Origin of the sequence: Undibacterium sp. Xuan67W, assembly GCF_049340165.1 — a bacterium.
Taxonomy (GTDB): Bacteria; Pseudomonadota; Gammaproteobacteria; order Burkholderiales; family Burkholderiaceae_D; genus Undibacterium.
The window spans coordinates 316,490-330,715 of record NZ_JBMPPN010000001.1; the positions used below are offsets into that span (position 1 = coordinate 316,490).

Sequence of the window (14,226 nt, forward strand, 5' to 3'; positions counted from 1 at the left end):
AACGTTTTTCCCCACATTAACTTACGGGCACTATCCACCAAAATAATCTTTGCTTGATTTCACTTAAAAAAAATGATTATCCCAGCAATAATCAGAGATACAAGAAAAAAGTAATAGAGAAAATTTGTTTGTATGCCCAAATACTTTTTGTCTGCATTAAAACAGAGCTTCCATTGGGTCAAAGCAATAATAAAAATGATGGCAATAGGTGCTACCAGAGATAATTTTTCGTTCATGGAGACATTTTCAAAATATATATTTTAAGAACCGATTAAGGGCAACAAAAACGTATTAATCGATTTTTCTAAACCGAGGCATACTTTTAACTAGCATCTTCACAGCCATATGACTAGGTGTTTATTATCGTCCAAGAACCGTATCCGCTCTCACAATATCACCCACTTTCACTTCGCTGGTTTTAGTATCGGCAGACAGTTCAGCCATTGACGATGAGCTCTGGCTTTTGATCACGGCGAGTGTTCCTAGCCGGCGCTCCTGGTGTTCTGTTGCGACATGTGCCATGCCTTTTGCGGACAAATTTGTTTGCCGTCCAAAGATAGCGAATACATCGCCTGGCAGTACCGCAGAATTAGATCCCACATCCAGCATGACTTCTCCATCTGGGCCGATCTGCGTAATTTTTGCGTAGAAGCTGGTCGCTTCTAAATCCTTGATGATCATAGTCGTCGCCTGCTCCAGCAACTGATCAAAAACTTTTCCGTAAGAAGTTGAAAAGAACACGGTACTGGCAAAGGGCTTATCTTTACCCACCGTGATATCTTTGTCGGCAATCTGGCTAAGCTTATGGCGCGCAAGCAAAATACCACTCGCCACATCATGCAATTCGATTTGCAATGTCAGGTGACGTTTTTTATTTTCGATCAGACCCCAATACTTTTTCTCTGTGATGACGCTGGCGTCCAGTATCGTGCCTGAGATGACGAACTGACTATCGTATTGCGTTCCCAACTGGCGCAACAATTGTGTTGAAGGTGCGTCAACCTCATAATTAAATGAGAGCAAATTTGGCGACATTCTGGTCAAAAATCCCTGCGTCACATAAAGTCGATGCAATAACTCTTTCGGAAAATTCTGACCTACCTCATCGATATCGTCGATCTGTACATTTTTGCCGACTGTGAACGCCGTTGCCAGAATCTTCTTTTTAAATTTTCGTTCAGGCAGGCGATAGTCGCTGGCTGGCACAGGCGTTTCTGCCGCAGCCTGCGATGCAGCAGCAGGCACGGGTATAGTCGCCGTCTGTGCAAACACAGAGGATATAAGCAGGACACTCGTTAGCAGCGCGATGAGATGCTTCATACTGTTGGCCTCTGAAATGTAATGGTGTTGAACCCGGGTTATCTATCAGACCGCTAGTCGCTGTTCTGATAGAAAATTCGGGTTAAAAAATCCTAAGCCTGTAATGCAGTCAATTCTTCTTCACTAAAACCGGCGGCACGGCGTGCATCGAGATTAAATGGGCCGCGCATTTGCGGTGCCTTGTATTGCTGGGCTAAAGCGGCGTAGGTTGCGACCGGCGCTAATTGTCTTAACTCGCACAGATAGGCGAACCAGCGATTGCCTATCATCACATGACCGATTTCATCCCGCAAGATAACGTCCAGAATCTCGGCAGCGGCGATGTCTTTGGCCTGTGCCAGCTTGGCTCTGACCGCGGGTGTCGCATCGAGCCCGCGCGCTTCCATGGTACGTGGTACTAGTGCCATTCTTGCCAATACGTCTTCCTGCGTTTTTTCGGCTAACTCCCACAAACTGTGATGTGCGGGAAAATCTCCGTACTGATAACCCAGTACGCGCAAGTGATCTGCCAGCAAACTGAAATGGTAAGCCTCCTCTTGCGCAACTTGCAACCAGTCAACATAATAATCACGTGGCATATCAGCGAAACGCCAGATCGCGTCGAGCGCAAGATTGATGGCATTAAATTCGATGTGCGCCAGAGCATGGATCAACACTGCCCGCCCCTCCACTGTGTTCATCGCTCTGCGCTTGACTTGCAGCGGCGGCACCAGCTCAGGTCGATCGGGACGGCCCGGGATAGGCTGATCTGCCGATAGACTGGCAGAAGCATCCAGACTCAATGCTCCCGCCAGCCAGTCTTGCCGCAATTTCAATACCCCGCCAACTTTTGCGTCGATATGTGGCTCTGCCAGCCAGTTGAGTGCAGCACAACGCAGTTCCCTCGTATCTGCCTGAGTCTGGCCTGCATTGGCAACATCTGGTGTGATTGAGGAGGGATTTGCGGTTGACATCGGTGAGTTCATACAAGGAGCGTTAAAATAGACGGGTTTACAACATGTTCTCTATTTTACGGAAAAATCATGGCGATATACCAGTTAGGCGACGTTGCACCAGAAATAGATCCGAGCGCATACATCACGGACACCGCTAATATTATTGGCAAAGTGAAAATTGAAGCGTTTGCCAGTGTCTGGTTCGACGTGACCATACGTGGCGATAACGAACTGATCACCGTTAGCGAGAACAGCAATGTGCAAGAAGGCTGTATCCTGCACACCGATCCGGGTTTCCCTTTGGTGATCGGTAAAAACGTGACTATCGGGCATCAGGCGATGCTACACGGCTGTACGATCGGTGAAGGCTCATTAGTGGGTATTCAGGCTGTTATTCTGAACGGTGCCAAGATAGGAAAAAACTGTCTGGTTGGTGCGGGTGCGCTGGTCACAGAAGGCAAAGAATTCCCAGACTATTCACTCATTATCGGCTCGCCAGCCAAAGCCGTGCGCACCTTGAACGAAGAGGATATTCTGCGCATGCACGGTAATACCCAGAACTATGTGCGCCGTGGACAATCATTTAAAACCGAGCTGAAACGTATCGGTTAATACCCAAAAATCTAAGAAACATCTCCGATATCAAGATTCAAAGCAACATAAAGTACACAACTATCTATGCAAGACTCATTACAAAAATTCATGTTTGAACATGCAGGCGTGCGCGGCGAACTCGTCGAAATATCGAATACCTGGCAACAAATTCTATCGCGCCAGAATTATCCGCAAGCGGTTAAAACCATACTCGGCGAATTAACTGCAGCATCTGCCCTGCTATCGGCGAATCTCAAATTTGACGGTACCATGATCATGCAAATCCACGGTGATGGTCCTTTAAAATTATTAGTCGTCGAATGCAATGACAAACTGCATATCCGGGCGACAGCAAAACTGGCACCGGATGCGGTCATTCCTGATGATGCGACACTAGCCGATCTGATCCATGCACATGGACAAGGCCGTTTCGTGATTACTCTGGATCCGAATGACAAACTGCCAGGACAGCAAGCGTATCAGGGCATCGTGCCTATCGATGGCGACAGTATTGCCGTCATCATTGAAAACTATATGATGCGCTCCGAGCAGCTTGATACCAAATTATGGCTGGCTGCCGATGACACCGTCGCACGTGGCATGCTGCTGCAAAAATTACCAAAACATGGCGGCATCGAAGCGACTGTCGAGGACGAAGCTGAAGCCTGGAACCGTGCCGTCGTATTAGGCAGTACATTGAAGCAGGATGAGTTATTGACTACCAATATCGAAACGCTGCTGCACCGACTGTTCTGGGAAGAAACGATCCGGGTTTTTGAGCCGCAACATCCTGAATTTCATTGTAATTGCACACGTGAAAAAGTCGGCGACATGCTGCGTATGCTGGGAGAGACTGAAATTAATACGGCAGTCGAGGAACTCGGCAAGCTTGATATTCATTGCGATTTTTGCGGCAAACACTACGGCTTTGACAAAGTCGATTGTGCACAATTATTTGTGGCAAATACCCTGGTTGAAGCAACCAGTATTGTGAGCCAAAGTAAGCATTAGATAGTCAGTATTAGATTCGTGTGCGCGCGTATAGACGTATGTGTTACACAAACACAAAAACCATTCCAAATAGCGAGTAAAAAATAAAAAACGCTGCAGAATTTATCTTGCAGCGTTTTCTTTTTGTAGCACTGGTGCCGGTGTTTCTGTTTTTTGTACCGCACTACCCGGAGCAAGAATTTGCACAAAAATCTCGTCTTTCTTGATCATTCCCAGCTCAAAACGAGCGCGCTCTTCAACGGCACCGGTCCCCGTTTTTAAATCCTGAACCTCAGATTCGAGCTTACTATTGCGTTCTTTCAGCTCGTCGTTATGCTTTTGTACTTGGGATACTTGCTTATCCAGATCCCATACACGCAACCAACCGCCCTTACCCAACCATAGCGGGAATTGGATCAGCAAAAGCAATGCAGCAAGTGATAACGCGATCAGACGCATCGGATAAACGCAGCCAGAAAAAGAAAAAGTCAGAAAAAAGGGGAACGCCGTTCCCCTTTATCATTGACGCTTACTTCAGATTATAGAATGCATCACGGCCTGGATAGCTAGCGATATCACCCAAATCTTCTTCAATACGCAGCAACTGGTTGTACTTCGCCATACGATCAGAGCGGGACATAGAACCTGTTTTGATTTGCAGCGCGTTGGTACCGACAGCGATATCAGCAATGGTGCTGTCTTCCGTTTCGCCGGAACGATGGGAAATAACGGCGGTGTAACCGGCACGTTTTGCCATTTCAATCGCAGCGAAAGTCTCGGTCAAAGTACCGATCTGATTGATCTTGATCAGGATGGAGTTGGCGATACCTTTTTGTATGCCTTCTTTGAGGATCTTGGTATTAGTCACGAACAAATCGTCACCCACGATCTGAACTTTCTTACCAAGTTTTTCGGTGAGAATTGCCCAACCGTCCCAGTCGCCTTCTGCCATACCATCTTCGATCGAGATGATAGGATATTTGTCGACCCAGGTCGCCAGCAGGTTGGTGAAATCGGCAGAAGACAAAGTCAGGCCTTCACCTTCAAGGTGATATTTGCCATCTTTGTAGAATTCACTAGCAGCACAATCCAGACCCAGAGCGATTTGCGTACCTGGCTCATAGCCTGCCGCTTCAATCGCTTGAATGATCATCTTGATTGCTGACTCATGGTTCTCTACGGAAGGTGCAAAACCACCTTCGTCACCGACTGCAGTAGTCAGCCCTTTGTCGTGCAGGATTTTTTTCAATGCATGGAATACTTCGGCACCATAACGAATCGCTTCGCGGAAGGAAGGTGCGCCAACCGGGATAATCATGAACTCTTGAATATCCAGATTATTGTCTGCATGGGCGCCGCCGTTGATGACGTTCATCATTGGCACTGGCAATTGCATCGCGCCTGAACCGCCGAAATAACGATACAAAGGCAAACCTGCTTCTTCAGCAGCGGCCTTAGCCACAGCCATAGAGACCGCCAAGATCGCGTTTGCGCCGAGACGTGCTTTGTTTTCTGTACCATCAAGATCAATCAGAGTGCGGTCAAGGAAGGCTTGCTCGTTCGCATCCAGGCCCATGATCGCTTCAGCGATTTCTGTATTGATATGTTCGCAGGCTTTTAATACGCCTTTGCCTAGGTAACGAGACTTATCACCGTCACGCAATTCAATCGCTTCACGGGAACCTGTCGAAGCACCGGATGGTACAGCGGCACGTCCCATGACGCCGGATTCCAGCAAAACATCACATTCAACTGTTGGATTGCCGCGTGAATCAATAATTTCACGACCGATAATGTCAACGATGGCACTCATTCATTTCTCCTAAACAATCAATATAGCGAACAAAATTTCAACAAGCTGCGAAGTTCATCTTAACCATGTGCACTCAAAGTCGGCCGTCCGGATCGGCACAGGCTGTCAGATAAAATCATGATTCCGGTTGTCACCATCGACACTTTGGTTCAACAGACAAAGCGCATGCCATCAACAATTTTATGCCCACCGCCCTTGCGTCAGGTTGAGGCAAAAGCAGGACTACGCACAACAAGCAAACTTCAAAAAAATTTCAGTCAACTCAGGGCAACTCAAGATCAATCAACACATCAAAGATGTGACTCATAAATTAAACGAAACTAGACTCAAGGAATCCATTCTTTTTGACTACGCGATCAAGCTCGATCAGCGTAGATAATAATTCTTTCATACGCCCTAGTGGCACGGCGTTCGGCCCATCTGACATTGCTTTTGCCGGATCAGGGTGAGTTTCCATGAACAAGCCGGAAATACCTACCGCGACCGCAGCGCGAGCCAATACGGGAACAAACTCACGCTGACCACCGGATGTCGCACCCTGCCCGCCAGGTAACTGCACAGAGTGGGTAGCATCGAATACGACCGGGCAATTCGTCTCGCGCATGATCGCCAGGGAGCGCATATCGGAGACTAGATTGTTGTAGCCAAAAGAAGCACCACGTTCACACGCCATGAAATTATCTTCCGGCAGACCTGCTGCTTTTGCCGCAGCGCGTGCTTTCGCAATCACATGAACCATATCGTGCGGCGCAAGGAACTGGCCTTTTTTGATATTCACCGGCTTGCCCGAACGACCGCAAGCCTCAATAAAATCTGTTTGACGACACAGAAAAGCTGGCGTTTGCAACACATCGACAACCGCGGCAACTGGCGTGATTTCATCAACTTCGTGGATATCCGTAAGAACCGGTACATTCAATTGCTTTTTAACATCCGCCAGAATCTCCAGACCTTTTTCCATACCCAAACCGCGGAAAGAGGAACCTGAAGAACGATTGGCTTTATCGAAGGAGGATTTATAAATGAAAGGAATACCTAGTGCAGCGGTCATTTCTTTCAAAGCACCTGCAGTGTCGAGCGCCATCTGATGCGATTCGATCACACAAGGACCCGCAATCAGAAAAAAAGGATGATCCAGGCCGACATCAAATCCACAAAGTTTCATACTGTATTCCTTAAGCTTTTTTGTTCGCTAACTTATGCGCAATCGCTGCTTTGGCAAAGGAGATGAACAAAGGATGACCATCACGCGGTGTCGATTTGAACTCCGGGTGATATTGCACACCGAGATACCAAGGATGTGAATTAGCGCCTTCGCGCGGCAATTCCATGATTTCACACAAATCTTCTGTCGGTGTGCGTGCAGACACAATCAGACCCGCCTGCTCAACACGACCAAGATAATGATTATTTGCTTCATAACGATGACGGTGACGCTCGGTCACGACATTGCCGTAGATTTCAGCTGCGAGTGTCCCTGGCTTGATCGCGCAAGTCTGTGCGCCCAGACGCATAGTGCCGCCCAAATCAGAGTTTTCGTCACGGGTTTCAACTTTACCGTCGTGATTTTGCCATTCGTTGATCAGCGCAACGACTGGCTGCTCTGTTTCCAGATCGAATTCAGTAGAGTTAGCCGCAGTCAGGCCCGCTTTGTTGCGAGCATACTCAATCAAAGCAACCTGCATACCTAGGCAGATACCGAGGTAAGGAATTTTATTTTCACGGGCAAAACGCGCTGCAACGATCTTACCTTCGACACCACGCTTACCGAAGCCGCCTGGCACCAGAATCGCGTCGTATTTTTCTAGCGACTTGGTACCGTGCGCTTCGATCTCTTCGGAATCGACGTACTCAATATTCACCCGGCTTTCGGTGTGGATACCAGCGTGGCGCAATGCCTCGGTCAATGACTTATACGACTCGGTCAGATCAACATATTTGCCGACCATACCAATCGTGACTTCTTCTTTAGGATTTTCCAGTGCGTAAATGAGTTTATCCCACATCGTCAGATCCGCTGGCTTTGGTGCCAGGCCGAGCTTGTCGCAGACGATGCGATCCAAGCCCTGATCATGCAACATTTGAGGAATTTTGTAGATCGTGTCAGCATCCCATACAGAGATCACGGCTTCTTCGGGCACGTTGGCGAACAAAGAAATCTTGGCGCGTTCATCATCAGGGATAGGCCGATCGGCACGGCACAACAAAGCATCTGGGAAAATACCGATTTCACGTAGTTTTTGTACGCTGTGTTGTGTCGGCTTTGTTTTCAGTTCACCCGCTGCTGCCACATAAGGAACCAGTGTCAGATGCACGAAAGCTGCCGCATTGCGCCCAGCACGCAGGCTCAACTGACGAGCGGCTTCCAGGAACGGCAGGGATTCGATATCGCCGACGGTACCGCCGATTTCAACCAGCGCCACATCGTAACCATTCGCGCCGCGATGGATAAAATCCTGAATCTCGTTTGTGATATGAGGGATGACCTGAACAGTTTTGCCGAGATACTCACCGCGACGTTCTTTACGAATCACAGATTCATAAATCTGACCGGTGGTGAAGTTATTCACTTTCTTCATTTTTGAAGAAATGAAACGCTCATAATGGCCCAGATCCAGATCAGTTTCAGCGCCGTCATCGGTCACGAAAACTTCGCCGTGTTGAAATGGACTCATAGTACCCGGATCAACGTTAATATACGGATCGAGTTTGAGCATGGTGACTCTGAGACCGCGCGATTCAAGGATCGCAGCGAGTGAGGCAGCGGCGATGCCTTTGCCTAGGGAGGAAACGACGCCCCCGGTAACGAATACAAACTTAGTCATTGCAGAAGGTGCCAGACGGCACGAGCGGGAAATTCGAATTATACCTCAAACAGCGCCGCTCGCCAAAGCACTAGATAAAAATCGCGCCCGATTTCTCCGTTCATAATGATGAGAACTTACATCGCATAGACAAATTGCAACCGGGCAAAATTTTGTGCGCCTGTCCCGTTGGATAACTCTTTTATTTCATTACTGCGACGCAAAATAGAGGCGCTGACGCCATAACTGCCAGCACGCCAGACATAGCCAAGCTCCAGCTCTCCCACACTGTGTTTAGGCGTGATACCGGTGGCTTGATTATTGAAATAACCGCCTTGCAAAGTCGCGTTATAGCCAACCAATTTTGCTTCGCCCCGCAAAAAAGCATAACTGGCTGACTGCTGAGGCAAGGCATTCAAAGCCCCCAACCGCAAGGTCACATCCGTTGCCGCATCGGTGAAAATATTACCGAATCGTCCTTTCAATCGCGGCGTCAAATCAATCCCCGCTCCCGGCGACCAGCGCACCGGAGTCCAGTCACCTGACACAACGACACCCCACTCATTACGCAACTGGGTACTCCAGCCTTGCGGCAAGGGCTGCTGGATCAGACGATGCAAATGCGTCTGCGACCATTCACCGCCCGCGCAAGGACCAAGACAACCCAGGTCAAAAGCAATCCGGCTGCCGGTACCGCTGACATCCGCGAATTCACGATACACGCCGGCAAACAGCCAGCCCGCATAGGGGTGATCATTTTTCGCAATCTGAGCTGGCAGCAATTTGATGTCGGAAGATGTGTATAAATCTTGCCCTAACTGCCAACCATAAGTGGTGGATTGCTGTGCCGTACTAAGTACATAACTCGTCGCAATGCGATTGCCGCTGGTATAAAACCCGTCGTCTTTTTTTAAAAGCAGACTGTCGTTATCTATTGTCAGTTGCAGCACGGTCACGCCCTTGGAGCGCACCTCCTGCCACTCATCCCATGACAGTACCTCAGCATGCGAAAGCGCGCTCACCGCCAGCAACCCCAGTCCCAGCATCCTTTGCACCTGCGGTATTGAAAAAACCTGTGTCATATTGATCTTCTCGCTTAATGATGTGACGTGGTTGAAATCAAAGACTGAATCATTGCATGCGTCGCCGCTGCGGCTTGTTCCGGCACCTCCATCGGCAACAAATGTCCCGCCAGGATTTGTACAAAATTGTTGCCCACTAACTGATGAGTCGCCTTCAGGCCCGCCTGACGACATTCAACGGACTCAGTACCACCGACAAAGCCGATAGGCACTTTAAGCCCCTTACGAGCCAGATAACCCAGCCCGTCCGGCAAAGTAGAATAAATCGCCGTCTCGACTTCACGGGTGAAACGCAGTGTCACGCCCTCGCCGTTCTCATTCGGTTGAATGCCTGCATTAATGTAATCACGTAGCACTTCAGGCGGCCAGATAGCGAACATTTCCTTGCTTGCGAAATGCTTATAGGCCTCTTCGGCATCTTTCCATTGATTACGACGTTTTTCTGAAAATCTGGCAGGCGAAAATTTCTTATCCAGCCCGATCCATTTAAACAATCGCAGCGTTGTCGCACGCCACCCGCCAACCAGAGGCGAATCCAGCATCACCACACAGCGCACCAAGTCAGGCCTCGCTTTGGCCGCCATCATCGACAACATACCGCCTAGTGAATGACCCAGCAAAATAACCGGAGACTGATAGCGCGACTCTAAGGCATCAATCAACTCCTGCACCAGATGCGGCCAGCCATCGGTCACCGGGTACGCAGGATTATGTCCATGGAGAGGTAATGCCTGTACATCATAATGAGTGCGTAAAAAATCGAAAAAAACGCGATAGGTCCCGGCAGGAAAACTATTTGCATGAGCAAAATGAATAACAGGTTTAACAGATTCAGTGGACATAAGCAGTAGACATAAGCAGGATTCACAATCGGGAAAAATAATCAGGGGAGCATCATTAGCAAAACTGAGTGATGAATGGAGTAATAGCGTGATGGATTGATAATCAGCGGTGATACCAATAACGGGCATGTTCGCCACGGTAAGTTGAAAAGCGTAAATCGGTCCCGAATTGTAATGTGATTGCGCCTGCTTCGTCTGTCCTTAGACGTTTTATTCCAAATTCACTGTAGCGATCGAAGACTTCCTGTTTAGGATGACGGTAACGATTCAGATAGCCGACCTGAAAAATAGCCAGACCAGGATGAACGGCTTTCAAAAATGCTGCCGTAGAGGATGTCCCGCTGCCATGATGCGGCGCCAGCAGGACATCGGCTGATAACTTATCCGGTATCGTATGCAGCAACTCATCCTCCTGCACTGCCTCGATATCCCCCGGCAAGAGGATTGCATGGTGTTTCGTCGAAATTTTTAAGGTACAGCTACGGGCGTTAGGTTTCCATTTCTGGCTTGCATAACTCGCCTCGCCCGGTTGTAACATCTCAAAATCGACGCCATCCCAGGACCAGGTCTGACCCGCAACGCAAGACCTGTGATGGCTGGCAGCGGCAACGATGGGACTGTCTTTGGCCAGCGAACTGCTCACCCAGCTGAACGGCATTTCCTTAAAAATACTCAGCGCGCCGCCAGAATGATCATTGTCATTATGCGAGATGACGACAGCATCAAGTTTGCTGATACCACGTGCTCGCAAATACGGCAAAATTACCCGGCTGCCGCCATCGGATTCTGGCGAATATGCGGGTCCCGTGTCATACAACAGGCGATGATGTGCCGTCTCTATCAGCAAGGCCATCCCCTGCCCGACGTCCAGCGCTGTCACGCGCATCTGCTCATCATCAGGATGACTGGCCTGATGGCATAGTAAAGGCAGACAGCAAAACAGCCCCAGCCAGCGCAAAGGCCAGCCACGCGGCGCCAGCATCCAGAACACACCCAGCATCGCAATCGCTGCCATCCACCAGGGCGGTACAGGTGTTGCCCATACGGCGAGCGGCTGTTCGCTCAAATAGCCCAATATCGACGCCAGCAATGTGACACAAGCATGTGCGACCGTCAAAACCCAGCCTGCAAGCGGCAAAGGCAAAATACTGCCAATCAATGCCAGCGGCGTCACGGCAAAACTCACGACCGGAATCGCAACCGCATTCGCGACAGGACCGATTAAAGAGATCTGACCGAACAGCAAGAGCGTTAGCGGAATCAGCCCTATCGTCACCACATATTGTGTATGGGTAGCGCTATGCCAGAGCTGCTTTAGTTGATTTAGTTGCTTTAGCTGATCACGATGACTATCCACCCTCTCTGGCTGGCCACGTCCGACGGACGCGAACAGGATCATCCCGACCGCACCAAAAGACAACCAGAATCCCGGCCACAATACCGCCCAGGGATCCAGCATCACAACCAATCCCAAGGCCACGCACAAGATGTGCAAGATACTGGTTAAGCGTCCTGTCCATAAGGCGAATGCGACGACGCTGAGCATATACAGTGTGCGTTGCGCCGGCACACCAAATCCCGTCAATGCGACATAGAACAAGGCCATCAGTGCACCGGCCAATGCCGCAGCTTTTTGGGCTGGCAAGCGCATTGGCAAGGGCTCATCCAGATAATCGAGCAAGAAAAATGAATGCCGCCACAACCAATACACCATGCTCGCGAACAAACCGGCAACCATCGTGATATGTAAACCGGAGATTGAAAAGAGATGCCCCACCCCTGTTCGGTTGAAGACTTTCCAGTCGGACTGCCCCACCTCTCGTTGATCGCCAATAACCAGTGCCACGATGACACCGGCGTAAGGTGCCTGAGGAATTGCCGCATGTATTTTATCGCGCAACGCACCTCTGGCGCGCTCAATCAGATTGCCGACACTCCAGACAAACGGAGTCAGTCGTTGATTCGGTACGACAGCCGGATTGGCTGAGCTAGTTGAGCTGGCTAGCCGCACGGTGCCAGTAGCGCGTAAGCCCTGCTCAAGCAACCAGACTTCATAATCAAAGCCCTCAGGATTAGCGTTGCCATGAGGACGCTTCAAGCGGACGGTGAAGCGCCAGCGTTCGCCGGGTTGTACATCTACCACCTGATCACTGCTTTCATCGCCCATGTCTACATCGGCATTGACGCGATTCGGGGCATACCAGGACAGTGCCAGTTTCGATGGCAATGACGGCTTTTCACCGCCATCCGGCAATACCTGCTCGACAGAAAAATTAAACCGGACTCCGCGCTCAAAACGGAAAGGCAAACTATCAACCGTGCCGATCACGGTAACGTCACGCCCTTCCCAGCGGGACGGCAGCTCTTGCGCCAGATACCAATGTGCGAACAGACTTGCCCAGACAAATCCGAGGCTCGCCAATGAGAGTGAAGTCAGACAACGAAGTAAAAAATTTGTAGGGAAAGGCAGAACTTGCGGCGCACTATCCGACGTTTTTTTTCGCGATATAAAGCGAACCAGCATCAAGATAAGGACGCTGCCGGATAACAGCATCACCAGAGGCCAATACGCCAGCAAGCTAGCCTGTTGCTGCACATAAGCGACACCAATCACAAAACTGATGATCGCCAGCCGCATATCTCAGACGGCACGCATTCGCGGCAATACCTCAAAGGCATTGGCACTGGTCTGCGCAGCAACTGTCTCGATAGACATTGCGCGCAATTCAGCCAGTACCGCACCGATCTGCGGCAATTCTGCGGGACTATTAATCGCGGGGTGTAACCAGCTTGGCGCAATATCCGGCGCATCGGTTTCAAGCACAATCGCGCTCAACGGGAGCTGCGTCGCCAGTCGCCGGATCTGCAAGGCACGCGTATAAGTCATCGCACCACCAAAGCCAAGTTTAAATCCTAAATTGATAAAAGTCTGCGCCTGCTGTTCGCTGCCATTGAACGCATGGGCAATCCCGCCACGAACCTTAATGCGACGTAAATATTTGAGGATGGTGTCTTGCGACCGGCGCACATGCAGCAATACCGGCAAATTAAAATCGCGCGCCAGCTTCAGTTGTTCGCTATAAAAAAATTCCTGCTTTTCCCGCAATGGTGACTGCGTCAATTCCGGGACAAAAAAGTCCAGACCAATTTCGCCAATCGCTACAAAACGCCCCGCATTACCAGGCGCAGACATGAGTTGCTCAACCGCAGAACGCAGCATAAGCAAATCCTTTTCATGCGCGGTCGGAACATACATGGGATGAATGCCCAGCGCATAAAAACAGTCACTACGCTGTCTCGCCAGCTCGGCAACAACAGCGAAATTACTCGGATGTACTGCCGGAATAACAATGCCGGAGACCGCTTTCACAGACGCAGCCTGTGCGACGTCCAGCGAAGCACCCTGAAATTCGCTGGCATCTAAATGGCAATGGGTGTCTATCCACATCAGACTAAGACAGTCAATGTAATGAACCGGATGGCGGGAGAAATAGGCATGCAGGGATTATGCCCAGATGCGTTTTACCCAGTCAACTATGTCAGCGACGACTTACAAAACATCTTGCCCTGACAATTCCGTCCTTCCACCATTTTTATGCAGCATCCGCATGAAAAATCGATTCCGCACAAAGTGTTCCTGTACTAGCCCCTGCGCAGCGAGGATCTCTATAGAATCGATATCACGTAAAGCCGCTTACTCCTGCCTTTTCTCTTTGCATTTGAGATGAGAGATTTTGGCTTTTGCGTCAATCCTATCGATGTGTTTTTTTAATGTGAAGGTTTTTAGAAACTTCTGAGTTGAATCCACTAATATTCATGCGGCCTTCAGCCTGAAATATGGCTGAA

At 49.6% G+C, this 14,226-nt stretch carries 12 protein-coding genes; 2 read left to right on the plus strand and 10 right to left on the minus strand.

What is annotated here, in order from left to right; genetic code table 11:
- Nucleotides 1-360 precede the first annotated feature (360 nt).
- Both ACO0LE_RS01455 and ACO0LE_RS01460 read right to left on the minus strand, forming a co-directional pair.
- Nucleotides 361-1,320, minus strand: coding sequence for a flagella assembly protein FlgT middle domain-containing protein (locus tag ACO0LE_RS01455; protein WP_422958635.1), 960 nt, complete (start codon nt 1,318-1,320; stop codon nt 361-363).
- A gap of 92 nt (nt 1,321-1,412) precedes the next feature.
- Complete coding sequence (locus ACO0LE_RS01460) at nt 1,413-2,273, minus strand: ferritin-like domain-containing protein (RefSeq protein ID WP_422958636.1); 861 nt, start codon at nt 2,271-2,273, stop codon at nt 1,413-1,415.
- 69 nt (nt 2,274-2,342) lie between these two features.
- On the opposite strand from ACO0LE_RS01460, the gene ACO0LE_RS01465 reads away from it, so the two are divergent.
- Nucleotides 2,343-2,867 carry a gamma carbonic anhydrase family protein gene (locus tag ACO0LE_RS01465; RefSeq protein ID WP_422958637.1) on the plus strand — a complete coding sequence of 175 codons (525 nt, stop codon included), beginning with the start codon at nt 2,343-2,345 and terminating at the stop codon, nt 2,865-2,867.
- Nucleotides 2,868-2,933: 66 nt separating this feature from the next.
- Nucleotides 2,934-3,860 carry an Hsp33 family molecular chaperone HslO gene (gene hslO / locus ACO0LE_RS01470; RefSeq protein WP_422958638.1) on the plus strand — a complete coding sequence of 309 codons (927 nt, stop codon included), beginning with the start codon at nt 2,934-2,936 and terminating at the stop codon, nt 3,858-3,860.
- A 102-nt stretch (nt 3,861-3,962) separates the two neighbouring features.
- On the opposite strand, the gene ftsB is transcribed toward hslO, so the two are convergent.
- The 8 genes from ftsB to ACO0LE_RS01510 all read right to left on the minus strand — a co-directional run bounded on the left by ftsB (nt 3,963) and on the right by ACO0LE_RS01510 (nt 13,828).
- Entirely contained in the window at nt 3,963-4,298 is a 336-nt protein-coding gene (gene ftsB, locus ACO0LE_RS01475; protein WP_422956272.1) for a cell division protein FtsB, read from the minus strand.
- 70 nt (nt 4,299-4,368) lie between these two features.
- On the minus strand, nt 4,369-5,652 hold the full coding sequence (gene eno / locus ACO0LE_RS01480; RefSeq protein ID WP_422958639.1) for a phosphopyruvate hydratase: 1,284 nt from the start codon (nt 5,650-5,652) through the stop codon (nt 4,369-4,371).
- Nucleotides 5,653-5,962: 310 nt separating this feature from the next.
- Complete coding sequence (gene kdsA, locus ACO0LE_RS01485; RefSeq protein WP_422958640.1) at nt 5,963-6,817, minus strand: 3-deoxy-8-phosphooctulonate synthase; 855 nt, start codon at nt 6,815-6,817, stop codon at nt 5,963-5,965.
- 10 nt (nt 6,818-6,827) lie between these two features.
- A complete protein-coding gene (locus tag ACO0LE_RS01490) occupies nt 6,828-8,477 on the minus strand; it encodes a CTP synthase (protein ID WP_422958641.1) in 1,650 nt (549 codons plus the stop codon).
- 116 nt (nt 8,478-8,593) lie between these two features.
- On the minus strand, nt 8,594-9,538 hold the full coding sequence (locus ACO0LE_RS01495) for a lipid A deacylase LpxR family protein (RefSeq protein ID WP_422958642.1): 945 nt from the start codon (nt 9,536-9,538) through the stop codon (nt 8,594-8,596).
- A 14-nt stretch (nt 9,539-9,552) separates the two neighbouring features.
- Nucleotides 9,553-10,380 carry an alpha/beta fold hydrolase gene (locus ACO0LE_RS01500; protein WP_422958643.1) on the minus strand — a complete coding sequence of 276 codons (828 nt, stop codon included), beginning with the start codon at nt 10,378-10,380 and terminating at the stop codon, nt 9,553-9,555.
- A 103-nt stretch (nt 10,381-10,483) separates the two neighbouring features.
- Nucleotides 10,484-13,018, minus strand: coding sequence for a DNA internalization-related competence protein ComEC/Rec2 (locus tag ACO0LE_RS01505; RefSeq protein WP_422958644.1), 2,535 nt, complete (start codon nt 13,016-13,018; stop codon nt 10,484-10,486).
- A gap of 3 nt (nt 13,019-13,021) precedes the next feature.
- Nucleotides 13,022-13,828, minus strand: coding sequence for a TatD family hydrolase (locus tag ACO0LE_RS01510; protein ID WP_422958645.1), 807 nt, complete (start codon nt 13,826-13,828; stop codon nt 13,022-13,024).
- Nucleotides 13,829-14,226 lie beyond the last annotated feature (398 nt).